This is a genomic window from Sphingobium sp. AP49 (genome assembly GCF_000281715.2).
In the GTDB taxonomy this organism is placed as follows: Bacteria; Pseudomonadota; Alphaproteobacteria; order Sphingomonadales; family Sphingomonadaceae; genus Sphingobium.
In genome coordinates, this window is record NZ_CP124576.1 from 4,153,986 (window position 1) to 4,178,343 (window position 24,358).

Genomic DNA, 24,358 nt, shown 5'->3' on the forward strand with positions numbered 1-24,358 from the left:
GGATGGGGCCGCCCTGTCGAAGATCCAGATAGCGCTTGAATGCTTTCCCGATCAGATGGATAAAATCCATCGAAACGTTCCAGGAAATCGAACATTGCATAATCCCGGCACCCCGACCTTCGACCAGCTCCGCATCTTCCTGACCATCGTCGACACCGGCAGTTTCGCCGCCGCGGGGCGCAAGCTCAACCGTGCCGTCTCGGTCATCAGCTATGGCATCGCCAATCTGGAGGCGCAGCTGGGCGTGATGCTGTTCGACCGGGAAGGCACCCGCAAGCCGCAGCTGACGGTCGCCGGCCGGGCGCTGCTGGCCGAAGCACGCAGCATCGCCCATGGCATGGACGGGCTGCGGGCCAAGGTGAAGGGCTTGCTCGACGGGCTGGAGGCGGAGGTCAATCTGGCCGTCGACGTGATGTTGCCGGCCGAACGGCTGGGCAAGGTGCTGCGCGCCTTCGCCAAGGAATTTCCGACGGTACAGTTGCGCCTCCATGCCGAAGCGCTGGGCGCGATCGTGGCGATGGTGCTGGACCGGGGCGCGGTGATCGGCCTGTCCGGGCCGCTGTCGGCCGGGGTCGAGGGAATCGAGAGCATGGCGGCCGGGCTAGTGCCGATGGTCCCTGTTGCTGCGCCCGACCATCCGCTCGGCCGGATGGAGGCGATCGCGCCGGGCGCCGGGCGCGATTATACCCAGTTGGTGCTGACCGACCGTTCGCGCTTTACCGAAGGCCGCGATTTCTCGGTCAGCAGCCCCAAGACCTGGCGCCTTGCCGATCTGGGTGCGAAACATGCGCTGCTGCGCGAGGGGATTGGGTGGGGCAATATGCCGCTGCCGATGATCGAGGCGGATCTGGTCGCCGGCACTTTGGTCCGGCTGGCCATGCCCGATCATCCCGGCGGCACCTATCGCTTCTCGGGCATCTGGCGCCGCGACACCCCGCCCGGCCCGGCCGCGTCCTGGCTGATCGACCAGTTCGTCGCCTTGGGCGCGGACGATCGCGAGGCGGCCGGGATGAGCGACGTCTAGGCGGGTTCGCGCGCGGCTGGATGCAGCGCGCAGGCGGCCGTACCGGCGAGGACCAGCGCACCGGCCAGAAGCAGCGGCGAAACCAGTCCGCCATGGGTGACCAGCGCCGCGCCGATGGCCGCGCCCAGGAAGATGGCGGCCACGCTGCCGATACGGCGGGCGATATTGGGATTGCTACCGCCAGCCAGACTGGAATCGGCCGCAATGCCCGTCAGGGTCAGGGTCAGCACCGTGGTGGTGAGGTCCGGCACCTTGAGCTGGCGAATGGTCGAATTGCGAAACCCCATGGCAAGGCCGGTGAGCGCGATGATCACATAGAGGCTGGTACCGGGCGATTGGGCGGGAATGTCGAAGCCGACAGCGACACCGGCGGCTATCCACAGCAGCGCCGCCTCGATCAGCGCAGCCAACATCAGCCAGCGACGCAGCGGCAGACCGGCATGCCCCTTCCCCACGCGCCCAGCGACCAGCGCGCCGATCAGGAACGCCGCAATCGCCACCAGATAGGGGGCGACGCGGAAGCCCGGCGTGCCCGCAGCGGCAAAGCCCAGAAAGACGATGTTGCCTGTCATGTTCGCCGTAAACACCTTGCCCAGGCCCAGCACGCTGATCGCGTCGACCAGGCCCGTGGTCACGGACAGGAGCAGTAGCAGCCAGGGCAATGGCGCGGTGGAGGCTTTGGTGGCGGTCATGGCACTATCCCTTGGTTCAATGTCAAAATGGCCGTCAGAAACGGAAATTGCTTTCAAGGCCCAGCATGGTGATCGTCTTGGCCGGGCCGGTGTCGCGGATGAAGGCGCCCGGCGCGAAGGCGGATAAGGAGGCGGACAATTCCCATTCGGCGCTGGCCTGCCAGGCGATCGTCGCCTCGGCCTCCTTGCCGATGAAGCGCGCGTCGCTGTCGCCCGGCGCGCGGATCAGATTGCCGGGAATGTCATAGACGCCGTCCCCCGTGGAGTAGCGCCAATAGGCCATGGCAGCGAGGCTGGCGGAGACGCCCTCGCCCAGATTGCCGCTGATCCGTGGATTGACGCTGATAATGTTGGTCGGGCCAACCGGCGACAATTCGCCGAAATATTTGCCCTTGGGGAACAGCGCATTGAAGGTGCCGAGCTGGCCGTCATCGGCTTTCTTGTCGCCACTGACGATGTTGACGCGCAGGGTCGCATCCGGCGCCAAGGGCAAAGCGGGGAATGTGCGGCCGATCTCGGTGCCCAACGTCCAGGCGGCGATACGCTGGCCATCATAGTCGCCGAACTGATAGACGCCCTCAACATTCCAGTGCCAGTCGCCCCGCACGCCATGGCTGCGCAGCCCCAGGCTGTGCCGCACTTCCCGCCCCTCGTCGCCGCCGAACCGGGCCGCACGGTTGCGATAGCCCAGATAATAGAGGTCGATCTCGGGCAGGCTCGCATAGGCCCCCCACAAGGCCTTGGTGTCGGATGTCGCATCGTCGAAACTGTGGAGGCCGGGTTGCACGGGCTTCACCGCCAGCAGACTGACCGTCGCGTTGCCAATCCGCATGTCGGCCCGTGCGCCGTCAAAGGCGAGGGGGACATTGGGACCATAGCGGGTGCCCACCAGCCGTTCGGTGCCAAGCGACAGCATCTGCCGCCCGGCACGCACGGTAACCGGTCCAAGATCCGCCTCGGCAAAGCCCTGTAGCAGATCGACGCGGCTTTGATCCACTGGCCCCGCAGAGGGCGCGACGCCGACGGCATAGGCGATCATCGGCTGGACAAAGGCGCGGACCTTGCCGACATGCAGATCGGCATAGGGCAAAGCCCGCAGCCAGAGATAGGCGTCGTCGCGCGCCTGTGCCCCACCCCAGAGATTATTGTCATAGCTTTCGACCCGGGCACGCAACTCGATGCCGGTCGACAACCAGGCATCGTCGCCCAGGGGGATATATTTGAACGGGCCGGTCCAGTGATGGCCACGCTTCTTGGCATCGGCGAGGTCAGACCAATCCTCCTCATAGCGGGTGATGCTGAGCGTCGGTGCCTGCCACGCCTCACGCGGCTGGGCAGCGGCCGGGAATGGCAGCGCCAGCAGCGCGAGGAAAGGCAGGCCATGCTTAGGCATCTGCGGCGCGCCGGTTAGCGATCATGGCGACCGCGATGAAACCGCCAATCAGGCCGATATGCTCGAAAAAGGCGTTGGTCGCCATGAAGCGGTCCTGCCCGGCCGGCATCGCCCAGAAGGCATTGGCGGTAAAAGCCGCCAGCAGGGTGAAGACGCCCAGCATCCCTGCTCCCAGCCAGACCAGGCGGCCGGTCAGGATCAGCACGGGGCCGACCAGTTCAAGGCCGATCGTCAACGCCGCCCACAGCGCTGGCGGGCTCATGCCGAAATGCGCCTGCTCGGCGACGGCACCCTGCCAGTCGGTCAGCTTGACGATACCGCCCAGCAGATAGGCACTGGTCAGCGCCAGCCGGGCGATGAACCAGGTCGGCCGCCAGTCCAGGATGGCGGCCACGAAACGGGGGGTGAACGCCATGTCCTTCACTCCCCAGCGACACTGTGAACTTCGGCGATATAGCCGCCGGGGAAGCGGACAATCGCGGCCTGGCGATCACCTTCTGCATGGGCCGGGACCAGCGTCTCGACGCCCGCCGCCTTAGCCTTGTCCAGCGTGACGGACAGGTTGGACACTGCATAGCCGGTCATATCACGGCCATAGGGCCAGGGCAGTTGCCCGTCCGACACGATGACGCTCATCTTGCCATAGCCCGACGTCAACCGAATGCGGCGATACGTCTTGCCCGGCTGGCCGATTTCCGCGCCGGGTGCTGCCTTGTCATCCGACGTCACCTTGGCATGGGCAAAGCCCGTCCACTGCTTGACGAACAGGTCGGCCGCATCAGCGGTCAGGTAGATGCGGTTTTCCGGCACGGTCGCCAGCGCCGGATAGCTGGGCTTGGTAGTATGCCAATAAAGCTGCATGTTCACGCCGCCGGCCCATTGCACCACGACGTCACGGCCGATCGGATCGGGGAAGCTCGTGATCAGGCGGGTTGCCCCATGCTTGACTGCGGACGCGACCGCACCGTCCATGTCGCTGACAAGATAGCCGGTCCGCTCCGCACCGAAGGGATAGGGAATGGGCGTCAGGAAACCGAAAACGGAAATGGTGCCGGCCGGCGTCAGTGCGAGCTGCGACTTGGTCTTGCTGGCGGTGGGCGTAACCTGAAACGCGCCCTGCTTGCTGGTGGTGCCGCCGAATGTGGCGGTGAAGCTGGCAACGAAGCGATCGAAATCCTCCGGCGCCACATAGACATGGGTGGTGTCATATTGCGGGCCGACGGAATAGTCGGCGGTCACGGGTGCGGTGGGTTTTGCAGGCGCGACGGCAGGGCTGATGGCGACCAGGGCAGTCGCCACCATCAGGGTGAAACGCTTCATGTCTGTTGCTCCGGTTGGAGAGGGCGAACCCTCTCGATCGATGTGGCAGAACCTGTTTAGGCAGAGGTCTAAAGACTAACGATCCGAATAATATAGACGATTATGTTCGATATTATAGAATGAACTGCGTCACACCGCCCAGCAGCCGCAGCCCAGCGTTCCCCAGAAGCTCTGCACATCGGCAGCGGGAACATTGGCGCCCAGCGCTGCGGCATGGTCATGGCCATGCACGCCACAGGCAGAGTGACAACCGCAGGCCGAAGCCAGCTTCTTCGCAGTTTCGTCCCGGCGGTAATAGCCGCCAAAGGTTGCGACCGGCGACCAGTCCGGCATCGCCTTGGGCGCGACCGGCGCCAGCGCGCCATAATCGCCCTCGCCATAGACGATCTTGCCACCCAGCATGGTCAGCACCGAACGGAGATGCGCGATCTCATCCTCCGGCACCGAGAAATAATCGTCCGACAGCAAGGCAAGATCGGCCAGTTGCCCGGCCTTGATCTGGCCCTTCTTGCCGACCTCGTTCGAGAACCAGGTGTTCTGCTCGGTCCACAGGCGCAGCGCGGTCTCGCGATCCAGGCGGTTGCGAACCGGATAGAGGGCCAACCCGCCGACCGTCTTCGACGTGACCAGCCAGCTGAGCGACACCCAGGGATTATAGCTCGCCACCCGGGTCGCATCCGTGCCGGCGCCCACCGGCAGGCCTGCCGCCATCATCCGCTTGATCGGCGGGGTGGCCTCAGCGGCCTTAGCGCCATAACGTTCGACGAAATATTCGCCCTGGAAGGCCATGCGATGCTGCACGGCGATACCGCCGCCCAGCGCCGCGATCCGGTCGATATTGCGCTCGCTGATCGTCTCGGCATGGTCGAAGAACCAGTTGAGGCCCTGCAGCGGGATATCGCGATTGACCTTCTCGAACACATCCAGGGCGCGGCCGATCGTCTGGTCGTAGGTCGCGTGCATGCGCCAGGGCCAGCGCCGTTCGGCAAGCAGGCGGATGACCGGCTCCAGATCGCCCTCCATCTGCGGCGGCATGTCGGGGCGGGCGACACGGAAATCCTCGAAGTCGGCCGCCGAATAGACCAGCATCTCGCCCGCGCCATTGTGGCGATAGCTATCATCGCCATCGCCCGGCTTGATCTTGGTCGACCAGGTGGCGAAGTCCTTCAGTTCTTCCTTCGGCTTCTGGGTAAAGAGATTATAGGCGATGCGCAGCGTCAGTTCGCCATCCTTGTGCAACTTGTCGATGACCTCATAATCGTCGGGATAATTTTGCGACCCGCCGCCCGCGTCGATCACGCTGGTAACGCCCAGGGAATTCAGCTCGCGCATGAAATGCTTCGTGCTGTTCACCTGATATTCCGGCGGTAGCTTCGGCCCCTTGGCAAGGGTCGCATAGAGGATCGTCGCATTAGGCTGAGCCAGCAGCAGGCCGGTCGGGTTGCCCTGCGCATCGCGGACGATCTCGCCACCCGGCGGATTGGGCGTATCCTTGGTATAGCCCACTGCCCGCAGCGCGGCGGCGTTCAGCAGGGCGCGGTCGTATAGGTGCAGGATGAAGACCGGAGTCTCGGGCGCGACGGCATTGATCTCCTCGATCGTGGGCAGGCGCTTCTCGGCAAACTGATGTTCAGTAAAGCCGCCCACGACGCGCACCCATTGCGGCGGCGGCGTATTTTCGGCCTGGCGCTTCAGCATCGCCATCGCCTCAGCCAGGCTCGGCACGCCTTCCCAGCGCAGTTCCATATTATAGTTGAGGCCACCCCGGATGACATGGATATGGCTGTCGATGAGGCCCGGGATCAGGCGACGCCCCTTGGCATCGATAACGATCGCGTCGGCGCCGGCGGCGGCGCGGACCTCACCCTCTGTCCCGACCGCCAGAAACTTGCCATCGCGGATCGCGACCGTGTCGGCGACCGGATTTTCCCGATCCAGCGTCGTGACCTTGGCATTGGTGATGAGGATATCCTTGCGGGTCATGGCGAAGCTTTCGGTGGCGGTGAGAAGAGCGGTGGTGGCAGCGCTGGCGAGCGCCTGGCGACGGGTGATCATGCGTCCTGCTTCCGGTTTGTCGGCAATTGCCCAAGGATGTGATGGGCGCAGTCGGTGGTGACGAAGGCGGTCAGTTCCGTGCGATCAAGCAGCCGCTTGGCGACCGGGACGATCTGCTCCCCGACCAGTATCCCGGCCAGCCCGATCAGGGCGATGACCGGCGGAGCGGGAGAACGGACGCCAAGCAGGCTGTAGACGATGCCGACCAGCAGCCCGGCGCCCAGCGAGAGAAGATAGGCTTTCATGGGTCCGTTCTCCCCGGTTTCGATCAGGCCTGGATGAAGGCGAGGATGTCGGCGTTCAGCACGTCGGCATTCACCGTCAGCATGCCATGCGAATAGCCCTCATAGATTTTGAGCGTCGCGTTCGGCAGGATTTCGGCCTGCAACACACCGGCATTCTTGTAGGGGACGACCTGGTCGTCATCGCCATGCAGAACCAGGGTCGGCACGGTGATTGCCGTGAGATCATCGGTCTGATCGGTTTCGGAGAAAGCCTTGATCCCCTCAGAATGAGCAAGCGCGCTGCCCATCATGCCCTGGCGCCACCAATTTTCGATGACGGCAGGCTTCACGTCAGCACCGTCGCGGTTGAAGCCATAGAAGGGGCCAGCCGCGACGTCATGGAAGAATTGCGCACGGTTGGCGGCCAAGCCGGCACGCAAACCGTCAAACACTTCGATCGGCAAGCCGCCCGGATAGCGATCGGTCTTCAGCATGATCGGCGGGACGGCGCTGACCAGCACTGCCTTGGCGACGCGCCCCTGCGGCAGGCCATGGCGGGCGACATAGGCCGCGACCTCGCCGCCGCCCGTCGAATGGCCGATATGGATGGCATTGCGCAGGTCGAGATGTTCGGCGACGGCGGCTGCGTCGGCGGCATAATGATCCATGTCATGACCGAAATCGACCTGGGCGGAACGGCCATGACCGCGGCGGTCATGGGCAATGACGCGATAGCCCTTCGACAGGAAGAACAGCATCTGCGCGTCCCAGTCGTCCGCCGACAGCGGCCAGCCATGGTGGAACATGATCGGCTGGGCATCCTTGCTGCCCCAATCCTTGTAGAAGATCTGGACGCCGTCCTTGGTGGTGACGAAATTGGTCATGGGAATATCCTTTCACGGGGCGGGAGAAAAAGAAGAAGAGAAAGACAGGTGAGGGAAGCGGCCGGGTCGGGAGATGTCGGCCCGGCCGCAGAATGGCGGGGCTTAGTGGCCGCCTTCCGATGCGCCGAACATGGTCTTGGCGTAGGTGATGCCCAAGCCATAGGCGCCGCCCCATTTGCGGGCGATACCGGTGGTCATGTCGTAGGTTTCGGTACGTGCCCAGTCGCGCTGAAGTTCCAGCAGATATTGCAGCGAGGTGATCGGACGGGCGCCCGCCTGGATCATGCGCTCGACGGCGCGTTCATGGGCTTCCTCGCTGATATCACCGCTGGCATCGGTGATGACATAGGCCTCGAACCCCTGTTCGATGGCCGACAGGACCGGACCGACGATGCAGACGCTGGTCCACAGACCGGCGAACACCAGACGTTCCTTGCCGATGCGGTTCACTTCCTCGATCACCGCAGCATCTTCCCAGGTGTTCATCGAGGTGCGATCGAGCATCGGCTGGTTGTTGAAGGCTTCGGTGATCTCGCTGAACATCGGGCCGGAAAAGCTCTTTTCAGCGACGGTGGTGAGGATGGTGGGGACATTGAAGCCGGCGGCGGCGTTGGAAACCAGCGCGGCATTGTTGCGCAGCAATTCAGGCGCGATCGACTTGGTGGCAAAAGCCATCTGCGACTGGAAATCGATGAGGACCAGGGCGTGGTTGCTGGGATTCAGCAGGGCCTTGGCAGGGGTCGGGGTGGCGGTGATCGACATGGGTAACTCCTCCTGAAACTCTGTGGCGCCCGGTGCGTCTGGGCTGAAAACAGGTCTATGGCGAAGCATCTTTGCGAAACAGGCGTATAAATTCGGCTATATCGTTCTATATTTCTGAAAAGCATATCTATGCGGGAATCACTGCCCTCTTGTGCAGGACGCATGGCCCGCGATAGCGATATCAGGAAGATGTCAGCCATCAAGCGAGGAGAAATCATGACGGTTCGTCAACGGCTCGCTGCCCTTGCCATGGTCGTTATGATCCTGCTGGCGCCAGCCTCCGATGCTGGCGAAGCACCGCTTCATCTGGTGGCTCATGAAAGCAGCTACAGCCTCGCGCCCCTCGGCGAAATCCATCTCCATCGGCCCGCTAGCGTCCCCCGCGCCATCGTCCTGCTGTTGTCCGACAAAAATGGTTGGGGTAGCGCTGAAACGGTCATGGCCCGCAGCTTGGCGAAACAGGGCTTTCTGGTCGCAGGTGCCTCTACGCCGTCGCTGGTCCAAAGGCTCGAAAAGGCACCTGGCAAGTGCATAAATCCCAATTACGCTCTGATTGCTCTGTCGCGCGATGTCCAGCATCGAGCAGAGGTCGATCGTTATCACAAGCCGATAGTGGCCGGGCTCGGCGCGGGTGCGACATTGGCGTTCGGCGCGCTCGCCCAATGGCCCGATGGCAGCTATCAAGGGGTAATATCGATCGATCCGGTACCCAGCCTTGCCGGTCGCAAGCCCTGGTGCGCGGCGCCCGGTTTCGCCGCCGGTCGCGTCACCGGTCCGCATGCCGGATGGCGCTTCGCCCCCAATCGCCACAATCGGATCGGCTGGATCGCGTTACAGTCGGCCGAACCGCCGAGCATCGCTCCGCAGCGTCTACTCCATTTCGTGGCCGCCGTGCCCGGCGCGCGTCTGATCCGCCTCCCCCGGCAAGGCGATAGTACCCAACCCCCGAACCAATTAAACGAGCAGGTGGGAAGCTCGATCCTGTCGCTGCTGCCCCGCCCGGCAGCGGCTCCGCTACCGGGACACATACCGCTCCCTGACATGCCACTTACTCTGGTTCCGGCAACCGGCAAAGGAGTCGATGACCTGATGGCGATCGCTTATTCCGGCGATGGCGGCTGGGTCGGCATCGACCGTGATCTTGCGACCCAACTGGCCGGCGCGGGCATACCCGTAGTCGGGATCGACAGCCTTGCCTATTTCTGGACCGCCCGAACACCACAAGGCGCTGGGCAGGATCTGGCACAGTTGATCCGGGCGTTCAGTCAGCGCTGGCAAAAGCGGCGCGTCTTGCTGATCGGCTATAGTTTCGGGGCAGATGTCATGCCTTATATGGTGGACAATCTGGACCTCGATGCACGCTCGCGCATCGATAGCGTGGCGTTGCTTGGCCTCAGTGCTACCGCCGACTTCCAGTTCCACCTGTCATCCTGGCTGGATATCGATTCCGCCAACGCGCGCCCTACACTCCCGGCAATCCAACGAATGAAAGGGATCCGGCTACTGTGCGTGCGCGGGCAGGTAGAAGCTGAGAGCGCTTGTGCTGCGATCCCGCCGGGGCAAGCGCAGCAATTCATCGTACCGGGCGATCATCACTTCAACCGCAATGCGGCGCTGCTTGCACGGATCATTCTTGGCCGCAGGAAGGCTGGATTCGTGGCGCGCTGAAGTTCGGGTAGTTCCAATCCGGATGGCTTCCAGCACTGTGCGCAGGGTCCGACCTGGGCCAAGTCACGGCGACCTATGAACATCTGACTGGCGAACTGACGCATCTACCGCGCCATCTCCAGATCACCCTTGCCCTCAACCCGGTATCAGCCGCGACAGCTCTCTGCCGCTCGGTTGGACCAACAAAAAAGCCTGCCCGCATCGCTCCTTTTATAGAGCCCATCATTTTTGATCGCTGCGTTAGTCAACACCAACATGAGGGTCTTTTCCATGTCGCCCGGGACCATGCGGGGACCAGGCTCTGCTCTGGTGCCCAAAATCTCCGGCCGTCGGCGAAAACCAGCCTTGAACATGGCAGATTCCCGGGCTTTGCAAACCCGTCAGTGAATATTGGCGAAAGGAGATGTGGTGCCCGGGGACGGATTCGAACCGCCGACACTGCGATTTTCAATCGCATGCTCTACCAACTGAGCTACCCGGGCATCGCCTGTCCGGGCAAAGGCTCCGGTTGGCTTGGAGGCGTGCCTATAGGCGTCAATCCGACTCCCTGTCCAGCCCATAATTGCCATTTTTTTGCATGTCTTCATCGGCCGGCGGACCGGCTACCCGATAGCCCTCGCCCAACCATCGCAGCAGGTCGCGATCACGGCAACGGGTGCTGCAAAATGGCCGAATTTCAGCCTGGGTGCGCTGGCCGCAGACCGGGCAGGCCCCCAAATCAGGCGACATGGCCGGCTGCCAAGGTCAGGGCCGCATCTGCGCGCAGCGTCACTTCGCCACCACGGCGGCGCGCCAGATGCTCGATCCAGTCAGACCGCTTGTGCAACATATCCACGATCGCAGACGCGGCAGTGATCGTCACCGCACCACCATTGCCGTACCGCTCGGCCTGGCGCAGAAGGGCCAGTGCGGCGGTCAGCACCGGATCCTCGCGCATCACCTCCATCAGGTTCGCGCGTTCGCGCTTGCGAATGATCTGGACAAAACCAAAACCGTTGACCGCCGTCCGTTCAAAGGGCAGCGGCAGATATTTGTCGATCTGCGCTGCGGCGACGATGCGTTCATCCTTGTTGTTCATGGTCGGCAGGTCAATGCCGATCGAACCAGCCAGACCCATGCGACGGATCGCCTGGGCAGACAGCTTGGCCCCCTTGGGACCGAGTTGCGCGGGTGGCAGGCTTCCGTCAATATCAATCAGGATCATGGCGGGCGTGAGGAAAATGCGGAGCGCGGCGTCCTCCCCTCCCACGTTGCCGGACATGGCCTCGTCCATCAGCTCGCTCCAGCCATGGGCTTCGAGCCGATCCTCCTCATGGGCGGGACAAGGTCGAACGGCGATATCGGTCGCGCGCAAGCGCTGCAACAGGCTGGCACCAGAATGCACCTTCGCGCCCGGCTGAGCGACCCGGCCCTTGGCGCGTTTTTCACGCCCTTCCTCGGCGATCGCCTCACGCAGAATCTCGACCAGGATATTAGCGCCTTCGGCGACCTTGGGGGGAATCGGCTCGACTAGCACTTCCTCACCGGAAATCAGCCGTGCAACGCCGCGTTTGCGCGGGATGATGCTCTGGATCAGACGTGCCTGCAGGACCGCGCCAGCCCGAGCGGCCGCGTCCTCCCGCTCGACTAGCGCCTCGACGATACGGCCCTTTTCGATCAGGGCGGCCCGCGCCTCGCCAATGCCTTCTTCATAGAGCCATTCGGCCATGTATGTTCCTAATCGCCTGTCCTTGCGGTCCATTCCGAATCAATCCGATCGGAATTAGCCCTTTTCTTGCTTATCGAGAGTATCGAGCAACCAAATGCACCACTCGAAATCAGTCTAATGGGTAACCCGCCGCCTTGAGCAACGTGCGAGTTTCATAGAGCGGCAGGCCCATGATAGCGCTGTGGCTCCCCTGAATGCTACGGATCAACCCGGCTGCACGACCCTGGATCGCATAGCCGCCCGCCTTGCCAAACCCTTCGCCGCTGGCAATATAACAGTCGATCTCGCTCCGCTCCAGCCGCTTGAAAATAACGATACTGGTAGAAAGGCGGTGCCGCACCACACCTGTCGCATCGATCAGCGTGATCGCGCTGTAAACGCGGTGCCGACGGCCCGACAATAGGTCAAGACAGGCGCGCACTTCCCCTTCGCTTTCCGCCTTGGGCAGGATGCGGCGGCCAGCGGCAACCACGGTATCGCCCGACAAGACCAGTGCACCCGGGTGACGGGCGGCAACCAGCGCGCCTTTTTCGGCCGCGACCCGCGCGGCATAGGCGGCCGGCAGCTCCGCCTTGCCCGGTGTTTCGTCGATATCGGCAGGATCAACGGCATCGGGGACGACACCTATCTGCCCCAGAAGATCATGCCGCCTGGGGGAAGCCGAAGCTAGAATGAGTCGCATCAAAAAATGCGGCTTATTTGAAGCGGTACGTGATCCGACCCTTGGTCAGGTCGTATGGCGTCAGTTCGACCAGCACTTCGTCACCGACCAGCACGCGGATGCGGTTCTTACGCATCTTGCCAGCAGTGTGACCGAGAATTTCATGATCATTCTCAAGGCGCACGCGGAACATGGCGTTGGGGAGAAGCTCCACAACCTGTCCGCGCATTTCAAGCAGTTCTTCTTTGGCCATAATATCCCAGAATCGAAAAAATCGCGCCGCCATAGCGCCAAATGATGGAAAATGAAAGTCAGGACGGCACGCCAAAGCGATCGCCGGCAGCGACGAGCGCCGCAAAGACGGCATCGAGCTGCTGCGCATCGATGCAATAGGGCGGCATGAGATAGATGGTGTTGCCGAGCGGCCTTAGCAAGATACCCCGTTCCAGAAAGAAGGCGCGCAGTCGCGGCGCAAGATCGGAGAGGTACCCCGCATCGGCCGTAACAAGATCGATCGCCATGATCGTGCCAATCTGGCGCAGGTTAGCAAAGGCCGGATGGCCGGCCAATATGGCCAGTCGATCGGCAAGGCCGCGCACCAGCGTATCGATCCGCCCCCGCACATCCTCCTCCCGCCATATCGCAAGATTTTCAGCGGCGGCGGCGCAGGCAATGGCGTTCGCGGTATAGCTGGACGAATGGTAGAAGAGCCGCGCCCGGTCAGTCGATCGATGCGCCTCGAAGATGCGCGAAGTCGCCAGCGTCGCAGCGAGCGGAATGGCACCCCCGGTAATGCCTTTGGCCACCGCCATGATGTCCGGCACCACCTCCGCCTGCTCGCAGGCGAACCGGGTGCCGGTGCGCCCCCAGCCGGTCATCACCTCATCGGCGATGAACAGCACGTCATGGCGCGCGCAGATATGAGCCATGGCCCGCAACACATGTGGCGGGTAGATCAGCATCCCCCCTGCCCCCAGGATTAGCGGCTCGACGATGAAGGCGGCTGGCCGGTCGGCGCACGCGGCTTCCAATGCGGCCAGCGTTTCCGGCTCGCGGCCCGGATGGGGGAAGGGAATAGTGCCGACATCGAACAGCAAAGGCGTCCAGGCGGCATTATAAACCCCGCGCTCGCCGATGGACATCGCCCCGATCGTGTCACCATGATAGCTGTGCTCCAGCACCAGGATGCGGCTGCGCGCATCGCCCAGCCCGTCGAGCGCACGATTATGCCAATAGCCGAGCGCCATCTTGAGCGCGACTTCCACCGCGGTCGACCCGCTGTCGGAAAAGAAGACATGGGCCAGCGGATCGCGGCCCCGCGCCTGCGGCATGATATCGACCAGGCCGCGCGCGACTGCCTCGGCCGGTTCATGGGTGTAACCCGCGAAGATCAACTGGTCGAGCTGTCCAGCCTGACGCGCGATGGCAGAGGCGATGCGCGGATGGCAATGACCATGAGTCGTGACCCACCAGCTGGAAATAGCATCGACGAGCGTGCTGCCATCAGCCAGATGCAGGGTCGCCCCCTCCGCCCGGACGACATGGGGAATAGGCTCGTTGAGGCCGTGCTGGGTGAAGGGGTGCCAGACAGGAGAGGTCATCGGCGTCCCCTACGCCCGATCGGCGGCCAAGGCTATGGCTTGTCCTTGCGGTCCACCGGCGAGATGCTGGGCAGCACGGCCGCTGTCGGCACGACGACCATGGGCACCGCGACATGGATATCGACCCGGCGATTCTTCGCCCGGCCTTCGGGATCGTCGCTGCCGTCCTCCTTTGCATTGGGGGACACCGGCCGGGTTTCGCCTAGCGCGATCAGGGTGATGCGATCCTTGGCGATGCCCTTTTCGAGCAGATAGGCCTCGACCGCTTCGGCCCGGATGCGGGAGGCTACGCGATTGTCGCCGTCATTGCCCTTGCTATCACTATGGCCGCGCAGCGTGATCGCTCCGCCCGTCTTGATCGCCGGCGTGTCAACCAGCGTATCGAGCGCGGCGCGGGCGGGATCGTCCAGCTTCAGTCCGGACGCGCCGAAGGCGATGGTGACGTCGAGCGGTTCGATCTTCGGCGCCTCGGGTTCGGCCACTTCGGGGCGCAGGATCGAGCGGACCGGCTCAGCGGCATTGTCAGCGCCATTGGCCGTCATGTCGTTCTCCACCGCATTGGCGGCGTTGGCGCCATTATCCACGGCATTGCCTGCCGGCCGATCACATGCGGCCAGCATGACGCAAAGGGCCAGCGCGGGGGCAAGGCTCCTCATTCCTCCTCTCCTTCCTGTTTCTTGCGGGTCTTATGGGTGGGCGGCACATAGGACAGGATCGTGTCGCCCGGCTGCGGCGTCGGTCGCGACGCATGGGTGAAGAAACGCATCGTCCCGTTTTTGCGCAACAGCAGCAGCATGTCCGCATCGATCGGCAGGTCCGCCTTGGCTGCCTCGAAACCAAACTGGTCGCTGATCCGCGTCTTGCGGAAGGTCCAGCCTGTATCCTCACGGATCATGATTTCCTCAACGCCCAGTCCAGAATCGAACAGGGCGCGGCCGCGCAGTGATTCCGGCAGCGCGCGCGGATCATGATCGTCGCTGGCGTCGCCAAGCTGATAGACATTGTCGCGGCCGACTTCCGGCGCAAACTCATTGCAGACGAGCGCGTTATAGGCCTCATTTTCCGACGTGGCCGCGAGCACCTGGAACTGGGTCAGGTCCAGCCGTTCCTCGGTCGCCTCCGCCAATATCTCGCCATGATAGGTCGGGATGCCGCCATGGCGGGCGGGGGCCAGACGCTGCCAGCTATTGTCGGCGATCATCACCGGCACCTCCAGCTGGCGCAACTGGGCGGCGAGGCTTAGGCTGAAGGGGGTTGCGCCGACCAGCAGCAGTCCCTTGTCCTGCGCGCCCGTGACCTTGAGCAGCCGGGCGACCGGCTTGATCGAGAAGCCGTGGAACAGGATGGTCGCGACCACGATCGAGAAGGACAGGGTGACGAGGATGGCGCCATCGCCATAGCCCAGCCGATCGAGCCGCAGCGCAAAGAGACCCGAAATGGCGACCGCGACGATACCGCGCGGCGCGATCCAGGCGACCAGCAGCCGCTCATTCCAGGGCACCGGCGAGAAGGCAAGGCTGAGCAGCACCGTCGCCGGGCGGACGACGAACAGCAGCACCAGCAGATAGGCCAGGAAGCGCCATTCAAACTGACGCAGCACATTGAGGTCGAGCGAGGCCGACAAGATCACAAACACGCCCGAGATCAGCAGGACGGTGACATTTTCCTTGAACGGCTGGATGTCGCGCAGGGAGTCGAACTTCATGTTGGCCAGCGCGACGCCCATCACCGTCACAGTGACAAGGCCGGTTTCCGCCTGGATGAGGTTGGACAGGACGAAAACGCCGATCACTGCGACGAGCAGGATCGGAGCTTTCAGATATTCGGGCACATGGCCGCGCTGGAACGCCCAGCCGATCGCGCGGGCGGCCAGCCAGCCGATCAGGCCAGCGATGATCGCGGCGGCGACCAGCGACAGGATGACCGCCGCCAGCGTGCTGCCCTCGCTCGACCGGCGCAGATATTCATAGGTAGCAAGGCCCAGCAGTGCGCCGACCGGATCGTTGACGATCGCTTCCCATTTGAGGATGGCGCGCGGGCGGGCGGCGACATTGGACTGGCGCAGCAGCGGCAGCACCACCGTTGGCCCGGTTACGACCAGGATGCCCGCGAACAGGATGGCCACCGGCCAGACGAGACCCGCGACATAATAGAGGGCGAACGCGCCCAACACCCATCCGATCGGTGCGCCCAGCACCACCAGCCGGGTGACAGCGCCGTCGGTCTTGCGCAATTCGCGGAAGTTCAGGCTGAGCCCGCCCTCAAACAGGATCAGGGCGACCGCCACCGAGACCATGGGTTCGAGCAGTTCGCCGAAGGTGAGCTTGGGATCGATAAGGCCGGTCACCGGGCCACCGATGACGCCGGCGGCGAGCATCAGGGCAATGGCGGGCCAGCCGGTGCGCCAGGCAATCCATTGAGCGCCAATGCCCAATATGCCGATCAGCGCAATTACAAGGGCCTGTTCATGCATGGCCGCAACCATAGACAGCCGGAGCCGCCATGGTCACCCCCTTTATTTTCAACAACCTGGGGAACCGGATCGCAGACCGGGAATGGCAGGCAGGGGAGAACCTGCCATTCCCATGTCAAAATCCGCTTATTGCTGCGGCGGGCTGGCCGGAGCGGCCGGACTAGCGGGCGCTGCCGGTGCCGATGCGCCAGCCGCTGCCTGGATGCGCTGCTGCAACGCCGGATCGGAGGCTGCAGCCTGGCCGATCTGGTTGAACTTTTCGGGCGGCATGCCCTTTGACTGGAGCGCAGCCAGCATCTTGGGCTGCTTGTCCGCAGCGGCGATGGCCGTGTCCGACTGAATCTTGGTCACTTCGACCGCAGCTGCCGCGAACTGCTGGATATCGGCATCACTGAAGCTGCTTGCGCCCGCAGCTGGGGCACCGGGCGCTGGCGCGGCCGGCGTCTGCGCAGAAACCGAATAAGCCGCCAGCAGCGCGACCGATGCGACACCGGTCTTGATGATTTTCGAGAGGTTGAGACCCGTCAACTTGCTTCTCCTTGCTTTGCTACCCCCAAAGCTGTGGACAAAACAGGCAAGGGAAAAGTCCGGACAGGATGAAGCGTGGCATTAGAAAGACGGTGGAAAAGTTCCCGTCCGCTTGTCGCGAAGAGGAAACGATCGGCCGATCATATCATTCCTACTGCGCAACAAAAAAGGGCCGCGCGATGGGCGGCCCTTTCCCGATTCTGCTTACCAGATCTTCACCCGATCCTTGGGATCGAGATAGATCTTGCCGCCCGGCGCTGGCTTGAACGCATCATACCAGGCGTCGAAATTGCGCACGATGTCGGCGCGATACTGCGACGGCGCGTGCGGATCGGTGACCAGGCGCTGGCGCAGATTGGCTTCGCGATAATTGCGGCGCCACACCTGCGCCCAGCCCAGGAAGAAGCGCTGGTCGCCGGTCATGCCGTCGATCACCGGCGCGGCCTTTCCGCCCAGCGAGGCATGATAGGCGTCGAGCGCGACGGCCAGGCCGCCCAGATCGCCGATATTCTCGCCCATGGTGAAGGCGCCCTTCACATGCGCGCCCGGGAAGGGCTCATAGGCGTCATATTGAGCGCCGAGCTTGGCGGTCAGCGCCTTGAAATTGGCGACGTCCTGATCGGTCCACCACTGGTTGAGCTTGCCGGTCTCGTCATATTTCGCGCCCTGGTCGTCGAAATGATGGCTGAGTTCATGGCCGATCACCGCGCCGATGCCGCCATAATTGACCGCCGGGTCGGCGTGGGGATCGAAGAAGGGCGGCTGCAGGATGGCGGCCGGAAAGACGATCTCGACCATGCCGAAATTGGCATAGGCATTGATCTCCATCGGGGTCATGCCCCATTCCCAGCGATAGATGGGCTTGCCCAGCTTGCCGATATTATAGTCGAAGTCGAACTGGTTCGACCGCATCGCATTGCCGAACAGGTCGCCCGACTTGATGGTCAGGCCGCTATAGTCGCGCCAGCGATCGGGATAGCCGATCTTGGGCGTGAAGGCGGCGAGCTTCTTGTGGGCACGGGCCTTGGCCTCGTCGCTCATCCACGGCAGGCCATCGATGCGGCGCCCCATGGCGGACAGGACATTCTTGACCAGCTGGTCCATCGCCGCCTTGGTTTCGGGCGGGAAATATTTGGCGACATAGACTTTGCCGACTTCCTCACCCAGCGAGTCCTTGAGGAAGGTGACGCCGCGCTTCCAGCGTTCCTCGCGCTCGGGCGTGCCCGACAGGGTGGTGCCATAGAAGGCGAAATCGGCGCTGGCGATAGTGTCCGGCAGATAGTCGGCATATTGATGCAGGCTGCGCAGCAGCAGGCTGTCCTTCAGCACGCCGATCGGCGTCTTGGCGATCAGCGCGGCCTCGCCGGTGACGGCCGACGGCTGAGCGACCAGCAGGTCCGCAGGCTTGAGACCAACGGCGCCGAAATAGGCGGCGAAGTCGAAACCGGGCGCGGCCTTCTGCAGCGCGGCGAGGCTCATCTTATTATAGGTCTTGTCCGCGTCGCGGCTGTCGACCTGGGTCCAGTGGACCTTGGCGATCTCGGTCTCGAACGCCATCAGCGCGGCAGCGCGGGCCTTGGCATCGGGTTCGCCCAGCAAAGTCAGCATCTGTTCGAGATGGGCGACATAGGCGGTGCGGATCGCCGCCATCTTCTCGCCCTGGTCGAGATAATAGTCGCGGTCGGGCAGGCCCAGGCCACCCTGCATCATCGAGAGGATGTAGGTTTCAGGATCCTTGTCGTCCTGGCCGACATAGAAGCGGAACGGGCCGCGCACGCCGGCGCGCGCCGCCTTGCCGGAGAGGGCGGCATAGGCCTTCAGATCCTTGACCGCGCCGATTTCGGCGAGCCAGGGCTTGATCGGAGCGAGGCCCTTCGCCTCGACCGCAGCCGAGTCCAGATAGGTCGCATAGGCGACGCCGATCTTGCTGTTGGGATCGGTCTTGGCGCCGTCCAAAATCTCGCGGGTGCGCTTCTGCGACAGTTCGTCCAGCACGGTGAAGGCGCCATAGTTGGACTTGTCCGCCGGGATCGGCGTGTTCTTCAGCCAGGTGCCATTGGCATAGTCGTAGAAATCGTCACCGGGCTTGACCGAGGTGTCCATGCCAGCGGTGTCGAAGCCGTAGGCGCCGTAGGTCGGCTTGGCGGTCGCAGTCGGGGCAGCGGCGGTCGAGGTGGCGGGCTGGTCGGCATAGGCTACGGTCGCGGCAAGCGCGAGGCCAGTGGCGGCAGCGCCCATCAGGAGGAACTTCATGAAGGCATTTCCCTTGCTTCGGCGGAATCGGACGTCGTTCGACTGGTCCGTTGTGCCGGGCAGTTGAACGCGCGTCAAAGAGCCATGTCCATGTCGTTGGTCGAAAATTATCGACCGTTGAAATTATCGGGAAGGTGGATATGCGCCTTGAAAGCCGCCGCCAGACTGTCCCGGTCGAGCGGATCGAGCAGCGGCAAACGGCCTAGACTGGGCACCCCGGCGATATGCGGGATGATCCGCTCATTCTCCTCATGCGCCTCGCCGATGAAGGCAATGCCGACGACATGGACGCCGCGCGCGCGTAGCGCTTCTATACTGAGCAGGCTGTGGTTGATCGTGCCAAGACCGGTGCGGGCACACAGGATTGCGGGCTGTCCCCAATAGGCAAACAGGTCCGCCATCAGCAGGCTTTCGCTGACCGGCACCAGCACGCCGCCGGCCCCTTCCACCACCAGCGGGCCATCCACCTTGGGCAGGGCCAGGCGGTCGAGCGAGATGTCGACGCCATCGATCCGCGCGGCGAGATGCGGCGAGGCCGGCGTGGCGAGACGATAGGCTTCGGGCAGGATGCGTTCGGGCGGCAGGCCGGACAGGGTGGCGACCCGTTCCTTGTCGCCCTGCGGATCGACGCCGGCCTGGATCGGCTTCCAATAATAAGCGCCGAGCGCCGCGGCGAGGCCGGCGGCGAAGACGGTCTTACCGATGTCGGTATCGGTGCCGGTGACGATCAGGCGGGTCATCGCGCGACCCGGCGCAACACGTCGCCGAGCGCAATCACATCGGCGCGCCCGACATTGAGCGAGAGCGAGATGCGCAACCGGCTGGTGCCGGCGGGCACGGTCGGCGGGCGGATGCCGCGCACATCGAAGCCAGCCTCCTGCAAGGCGGCAGCGGCGGCCATGGTGCGCGCATCCTCGCCCAGGATCAGCGGGATGATCTGGCTGCGCGGACGGGGCAGGCCGAGCGGCGCACAGATCGCTTCCATCGCATCCTGGCGCAGGGTCAGCAGCCGATCACGCCGGTTGTCCGCCGTCTCGATCCGGTCGATCGCCGCCGAGGCCGCGACCGCCATCAGCGGCGAGGGCGCAGTCGAGAAGATGAAGGGCCGGGCGCGGTTGATGAGATAGTCGATATGGATACGCGGACCGCAGATCAGCGCGCCCTCCACGCCCATCGCCTTGCCGCAGGTATGGAGCGTGATGACATTGTGCAGGCCATCGAGGCCGGCCGACAGACCCCGCCCGCCCGGCCCGAAGACGCCAGTGCCATGCGCCTCGTCCAGCAGCAACATCGCGTCATGGGTGGCGGCGAGCTTGGCCAGATCGGTGAGCGGCGCCATGTCGCCGTCCATCGAATAGAGCGTCTCGACCGCGATCCAGATCCGCCCCTTGCCACCCTCGGCACGGAAGGCGGTGATGAGATCGGCGAAGCTTTGCAGATCATTATGGCGCGCGAAGACGGCAGTGGCCTTGGACAGACGGATGCCGTCATGGACGCTGGCATGAATCAGTTCGTCCGCGACGATCAGGTCACCGCGCTGCGGCAGGGTGGCGAACAGCGCCATGTTGGCGAGAAAGCCATTGGCGAGGAACAGCGACGCCTGGGTACGGAAAAATTCCGCCGCCTTGGCCTCCAGCCCTTCATGCTCCGGCGCATTGCCGCGCAGCAAGCGCGAGCCCCCCGAGCCAACCGGTACGCCGCGGGCGACCGCATCGGCCACGGCCTGACCAATGATCGGATCGGACGCGAGGCCGAGATAATCGTTAGAGGCAAAATCGCGCCCGGCGCGGGGGATCAGATGCCGCAGCCGCCCCCTCGATTCAAGCGCGGCCAGTTGCGTACGGAAGGGTTCGCTGCTCATGATCGCGGGCTATAGGCCCCCGCCCCGAACCGGGCAAGCAAGCGCTTAACTTCGCATATTTCCCGTATATTTTGTCATATTCATTCAAATGGCGGAAATTTCGTTACAAGCGCAGCCCCATTACCTATGCCTGACAATATAGGGCCATAGCGCCTTGTAGGACAGCGATCAGAAGCTGAAGCTGAGGGACAGCGACGCGACATTATCATTGCTGTCGTCGGCGTCGGGGCGGAAGCCATGCTGGTGGAGATAGCCGATCTCCGCATTCACATTTTTCGCGAGCGGCGTGGTGATCGCAATCATATTGCGCATCCGCTCCTCGCCCTGGACCCGCTGAAAATTGGTCTTGTTGAAATCGATGAAGCTTTCATGACTGAGGACCAGCGCGGTCTTGCCCCCTTCCTTGAAGGGCAGGACATATTTGACATAGGGCCGCAGCCTCCAGGCGGTGCCGTCGATGCCTTCACGCCAGCGCTGTTCCAGCCGTAGCCGGGCGCTGAGTGTGCCCGGGCCGATCTTGACGATATTGTCGAACGTCACCTGTTCTCGGGCACGATGTTCCATCACGGTGAAGTCGCCACCATCATATTGTGGGTCATGGGTATAGCCGGCCCAGACCGTCACCTGTTTGCTGACCTTGTACCCCAGCAGCGTGTTGCTCTCGATTTCGTAAAGACCATCGCGGTCGTTGCTGAAGCGGGCGACAATTTCCTGGGACAGCCGCCAATGATCGGAGAGCTTCACCGTCGCGCTGGTCGTGGTCCAGAGTTGCTCATCCTCGCTGGCATGCGCCGTCGCGGGCAGCGCCAAAGCGGCAAGAAGATACAGGCATAGACGGCGCATCGGGCTTCGCTCTCCAACAGGAATTGTCGGGCGCTCTATGACGATTCGGTTACATAAGAGCGTCAGTTTGATTGCAGTTGTGTGACAATTGCTGTCCGCAATGTTGCCAGACCGCCGCACAGAGCGACGCGGATCCAAGTGAGCGCAAAACAAGGACAAATTGCATCGCAACATGTTGCAATAAACTCGCAATATCATTAGCGGGCGACATTCGGGAGAGGCCATCGGGAGCAACGGCTCCATCCTTCGTCATGTTTCCAGGATCGCCGCCTTGCCCAGCCTCCGCTTCTCGCGCCTTGCAGCCCTGCCCTTCCTGTTTGCGCCCTTGCCTGTCCTGGCCCAGGCGCCGCTCGCCATGATGGCCGAGGACAGCGACATATTGGTGACCGCGCGTGCGCAGAAACTCTATCGCGTCGAAGACAGCGAGATCGGCAAGATCCCCGCCGACCCGATGGACATTCCCCAGTCGGTCCAGGTCATCACCAGCGAGTTGATCCGCGACCAGGGCGCGCGCGACATCACCGATCTTTATCGCAATATCGCCGGCGTCAGCGCCAACCAATATGCCACCGTCACCTATCGCGGCTTCCGGCAGGAGGCGATGTTCTATGACGGGCTGCGCGGCGACCCGTTCCAGGGCTTCGCCGTGCCGAACCTGTTCAGCATCGACCGGGTCGAGTTTCTGAAGGGGCCGGTCGGCATGCTCTATGGCGCCAGTTCGCCCGGCGGCATGGTCAATTATGTGACGAAGAAGCCGCAGGACAAGTTCGCCGCATCGGTGCGCGCGGTGGTCGGCAATTATGACCGTTATGGCGCGTCGGGCGAGGTAACCGGGCCGATCGACGCGAATGGCGTGGTCGCGGGCCGGGCCGGAATTTTCTACGAGAGCTTCGACACGGTGCAGCGCTTTTCCGGCAGCCGCAGCCTGGTCGCGGATGCCGGGCTGAAATTCAACCTGGCGCCCGACACCAGCCTGACGGTGCAGGCGACCCGATATGACCAGAGCTTGCCCGGCAACCGGCTGCGCGGCGTGGCGATCGACGCGAACGGCAACTTCCTGGCTGACCGCAACTGGACCCATAATGAGAAGAATGACAAGCTGGACCTGAAAGGCACGGTGCTACAGGCACGGCTGGACAGCCGCCTGTCCGACGCGATCAGCATCAATGCGTCAGGCCGCTGGTTCCGCTATACCGAAGATCAGCGCTATCATGAGCCGCTGGGACCGATCGACACCGACGGCGACGGCATGGTCGACACCCAGCCGCGCGAATTCCGGTCGCAACATCGCACGATCGAGGGGGTGAGCCTGGCGAGCAATATGATCGCCAGGCTGGAGACCGGCGGGATCAAACATATATTGCTGGTTGGCGCCGACTGGTATCGCGAGACACAGGATTTCAGCGGCGTGACGATCAAGGGCGTGCCGGGCCTGTCGCTGAGCAATCCCGTCTATGGCCTGAGCAACCCCACCGAGGCGGACCTGGCGGGCCTGACGCCGGAAGTGAATGCGTCGCGCGCCCATCGCTATGGCGTCTACGCCCAGGAACAGGCTGATATCGGCGAGCATGTCATCCTGGTCGGCGGCGTGCGCCATGACTGGTTCGACGACAAGGACAAGATTGGCGGCGCCTATGCCGATGGCGGCCGCTGGAGCTGGCGCGTCGGCGGCATCTACAAGCCGGTAAAATCCGTCTCCCTCTATGGCAGCTATGCCCAGAGCTTCGAGCCGCAAAGCCCCGGCAACCAGAATCCGTCGGTCGGCGGTCCCTTCGCCCCGATCGCCAGCCGCCAGTTCGAGGTCGGCGCCAAGGGCGAACTGATGGAGGGCAAGCTGCAACCGACGATCGCGCTCTACCATATCGTGCGCAACGGCATCGTGCAGGTCGATCCTGATCTGGAGCCTATCAATGGGCTGGACCAGCTATCGCCGGTCGGCGAGGTCACCAGCAAGGGGATCGAACTGACGCTGGCCGCCGACCTCAGCAAGAATTGGGTGCTGACCGCCAATTACGCCTATAATGACGCGCGCATCACCGACAGTGCGGACGGCGCGACGATCGACAATGCGGTCGGCGGCCGTTTCCCCAATGCGCCGAATCATCAGGCCGGGCTCTGGTCCCGTTATCAGATCCCCGCCTGGGGCACGGCGCTGGCGCTGGGCGGCCAATATGTGTCCGGCCAGATCGACCGACGCGGCGCGCATATTCCCGGCTTCACCGTGTTCGACGGCAGCATCACCCAGAATCTGGGCTTTGCCGAGGCGATGATCCGGGTCGAGAATATCTTCGACAAGAGCTATGCCGTCGCCACCTTCGACGCGCGCAAGGGCGCCTTTGTCGGCCGGCCGCGCACGGTATTTCTGGAATTGCGGCGCGACTTCTGATCGTCCCGATTGTCACCGGGGC

General features: G+C 63.4%; 23 protein-coding genes and 1 tRNA gene. 3 read left to right on the top strand and 21 right to left on the bottom strand.

Translation table 11 applies throughout. The annotated features are described in order from the left end of the window. The first annotated feature begins 94 nt into the window (after nucleotides 1-94). Nucleotides 95-1,024 (top strand): LysR family transcriptional regulator, encoded by a 930-nt coding sequence (locus PMI04_RS19605; RefSeq protein ID WP_007710168.1) that lies wholly within the window; start codon nucleotides 95-97, stop codon nucleotides 1,022-1,024. Here PMI04_RS19605 and PMI04_RS19610 read toward each other — a convergent pair. The 8 genes from PMI04_RS19610 to PMI04_RS19645 all read right to left on the bottom strand — a co-directional run bounded on the left by PMI04_RS19610 (nucleotide 1,021) and on the right by PMI04_RS19645 (nucleotide 8,354). Further along, entirely contained in the window at nucleotides 1,021-1,716 is a 696-nt protein-coding gene (locus PMI04_RS19610) for a YoaK family protein (RefSeq protein ID WP_283184818.1), read from the bottom strand. The genes PMI04_RS19605 and PMI04_RS19610 overlap by 4 nt on opposite strands. 34 nt (nucleotides 1,717-1,750) lie before the next feature. Next, nucleotides 1,751-3,109, bottom strand: a complete 1,359-nt coding sequence (locus PMI04_RS19615; protein ID WP_007712948.1) for an alginate export family protein — start codon at nucleotides 3,107-3,109, stop codon at nucleotides 1,751-1,753. After that, nucleotides 3,102-3,524: a DoxX family protein gene (locus PMI04_RS19620; RefSeq protein WP_007712950.1), complete on the bottom strand. Its 423-nt coding sequence runs from the start codon at nucleotides 3,522-3,524 to the stop codon at nucleotides 3,102-3,104. The genes PMI04_RS19615 and PMI04_RS19620 overlap by 8 nt, the downstream gene beginning before the upstream one ends. Nucleotides 3,525-3,529: 5 nt before the next feature. Further along, nucleotides 3,530-4,429 carry a hypothetical protein gene (locus PMI04_RS19625; RefSeq protein WP_007712952.1) on the bottom strand — a complete coding sequence of 300 codons (900 nt, stop codon included), beginning with the start codon at nucleotides 4,427-4,429 and terminating at the stop codon, nucleotides 3,530-3,532. 129 nt (nucleotides 4,430-4,558) lie between these two features. After that, on the bottom strand, nucleotides 4,559-6,484 hold the full coding sequence (locus tag PMI04_RS19630; RefSeq protein ID WP_007712954.1) for an amidohydrolase: 1,926 nt from the start codon (nucleotides 6,482-6,484) through the stop codon (nucleotides 4,559-4,561). Beyond that, on the bottom strand, nucleotides 6,481-6,729 hold the full coding sequence (locus tag PMI04_RS19635; RefSeq protein ID WP_007712956.1) for a XapX domain-containing protein: 249 nt from the start codon (nucleotides 6,727-6,729) through the stop codon (nucleotides 6,481-6,483). The genes PMI04_RS19630 and PMI04_RS19635 overlap by 4 nt, the downstream gene beginning before the upstream one ends. A 23-nt stretch (nucleotides 6,730-6,752) precedes the next feature. Next, the gene (locus PMI04_RS19640; protein WP_007712957.1) at nucleotides 6,753-7,592 is read right to left on the bottom strand and encodes an alpha/beta hydrolase; all 840 of its coding nucleotides are present in this window, start codon (nucleotides 7,590-7,592) and stop codon (nucleotides 6,753-6,755) included. Between the two features lie 102 nt (nucleotides 7,593-7,694). Beyond that, nucleotides 7,695-8,354 (bottom strand): hydrolase, encoded by a 660-nt coding sequence (locus tag PMI04_RS19645; RefSeq protein ID WP_007712958.1) that lies wholly within the window; start codon nucleotides 8,352-8,354, stop codon nucleotides 7,695-7,697. Nucleotides 8,355-8,516: 162 nt separating this feature from the next. Here PMI04_RS19645 and PMI04_RS19650 point away from each other — a divergent pair, with 162 nt between their 5' ends. Next, on the top strand, nucleotides 8,517-10,022 hold the full coding sequence (locus PMI04_RS19650) for an AcvB/VirJ family lysyl-phosphatidylglycerol hydrolase (protein WP_157178173.1): 1,506 nt from the start codon (nucleotides 8,517-8,519) through the stop codon (nucleotides 10,020-10,022). A gap of 406 nt (nucleotides 10,023-10,428) precedes the next feature. Here PMI04_RS19650 and PMI04_RS19655 read toward each other — a convergent pair. The 13 genes from PMI04_RS19655 to PMI04_RS19715 form a co-directional block, all read right to left on the bottom strand. Further along, nucleotides 10,429-10,504: transfer RNA gene (locus PMI04_RS19655), tRNA-Phe, on the bottom strand. Nucleotides 10,505-10,556: 52 nt separating this feature from the next. Next, nucleotides 10,557-10,751, bottom strand: a complete 195-nt coding sequence (gene yacG / locus PMI04_RS19660) for a DNA gyrase inhibitor YacG (RefSeq protein ID WP_037486940.1) — start codon at nucleotides 10,749-10,751, stop codon at nucleotides 10,557-10,559. Further along, nucleotides 10,741-11,730, bottom strand: coding sequence for a hypothetical protein (locus tag PMI04_RS19665; protein WP_007712960.1), 990 nt, complete (start codon nucleotides 11,728-11,730; stop codon nucleotides 10,741-10,743). Before PMI04_RS19665 ends, yacG begins: the two co-directional genes overlap by 11 nt. A gap of 109 nt (nucleotides 11,731-11,839) precedes the next feature. Further along, nucleotides 11,840-12,412 carry a nucleoside triphosphate pyrophosphatase gene (locus tag PMI04_RS19670; RefSeq protein ID WP_007712961.1) on the bottom strand — a complete coding sequence of 191 codons (573 nt, stop codon included), beginning with the start codon at nucleotides 12,410-12,412 and terminating at the stop codon, nucleotides 11,840-11,842. A gap of 13 nt (nucleotides 12,413-12,425) precedes the next feature. After that, complete coding sequence (gene infA / locus PMI04_RS19675) at nucleotides 12,426-12,644, bottom strand: translation initiation factor IF-1 (protein WP_003049127.1); 219 nt, start codon at nucleotides 12,642-12,644, stop codon at nucleotides 12,426-12,428. Nucleotides 12,645-12,702: 58 nt separating this feature from the next. Further along, on the bottom strand, nucleotides 12,703-13,992 hold the full coding sequence (locus PMI04_RS19680) for an adenosylmethionine--8-amino-7-oxononanoate transaminase (protein WP_007712962.1): 1,290 nt from the start codon (nucleotides 13,990-13,992) through the stop codon (nucleotides 12,703-12,705). Nucleotides 13,993-14,024: 32 nt separating this feature from the next. Continuing rightward, nucleotides 14,025-14,648, bottom strand: a complete 624-nt coding sequence (locus PMI04_RS19685; protein ID WP_007712963.1) for an OmpA family protein — start codon at nucleotides 14,646-14,648, stop codon at nucleotides 14,025-14,027. Next, nucleotides 14,645-16,477 carry a sodium:proton antiporter gene (locus PMI04_RS19690; RefSeq protein ID WP_007712965.1) on the bottom strand — a complete coding sequence of 611 codons (1,833 nt, stop codon included), beginning with the start codon at nucleotides 16,475-16,477 and terminating at the stop codon, nucleotides 14,645-14,647. The genes PMI04_RS19685 and PMI04_RS19690 overlap by 4 nt, the downstream gene beginning before the upstream one ends. Before the next feature lie 114 nt (nucleotides 16,478-16,591). Beyond that, nucleotides 16,592-16,993 carry a DUF4168 domain-containing protein gene (locus tag PMI04_RS19695; protein ID WP_007712971.1) on the bottom strand — a complete coding sequence of 134 codons (402 nt, stop codon included), beginning with the start codon at nucleotides 16,991-16,993 and terminating at the stop codon, nucleotides 16,592-16,594. Nucleotides 16,994-17,197: 204 nt separating this feature from the next. After that, nucleotides 17,198-19,246 carry a M13-type metalloendopeptidase gene (locus tag PMI04_RS19700; RefSeq protein ID WP_007712973.1) on the bottom strand — a complete coding sequence of 683 codons (2,049 nt, stop codon included), beginning with the start codon at nucleotides 19,244-19,246 and terminating at the stop codon, nucleotides 17,198-17,200. 107 nt (nucleotides 19,247-19,353) lie between these two features. After that, nucleotides 19,354-19,986 carry a dethiobiotin synthase gene (bioD, locus tag PMI04_RS19705; RefSeq protein ID WP_007712975.1) on the bottom strand — a complete coding sequence of 211 codons (633 nt, stop codon included), beginning with the start codon at nucleotides 19,984-19,986 and terminating at the stop codon, nucleotides 19,354-19,356. Then, nucleotides 19,983-21,107, bottom strand: a complete 1,125-nt coding sequence (locus tag PMI04_RS19710) for an aminotransferase class I/II-fold pyridoxal phosphate-dependent enzyme (protein ID WP_007712978.1) — start codon at nucleotides 21,105-21,107, stop codon at nucleotides 19,983-19,985. Before PMI04_RS19710 ends, bioD begins: the two co-directional genes overlap by 4 nt. A 168-nt stretch (nucleotides 21,108-21,275) precedes the next feature. Next, the gene (locus PMI04_RS19715; RefSeq protein WP_007712981.1) at nucleotides 21,276-21,950 is read right to left on the bottom strand and encodes a DUF2490 domain-containing protein; all 675 of its coding nucleotides are present in this window, start codon (nucleotides 21,948-21,950) and stop codon (nucleotides 21,276-21,278) included. Nucleotides 21,951-22,221: 271 nt separating this feature from the next. Between PMI04_RS19715 and PMI04_RS19720 the strand changes: the two genes are divergently transcribed. Next, on the top strand, nucleotides 22,222-24,336 hold the full coding sequence (locus PMI04_RS19720; protein WP_007712983.1) for a TonB-dependent siderophore receptor: 2,115 nt from the start codon (nucleotides 22,222-22,224) through the stop codon (nucleotides 24,334-24,336). The last annotated feature ends 22 nt before the right edge of the window (nucleotides 24,337-24,358 follow it).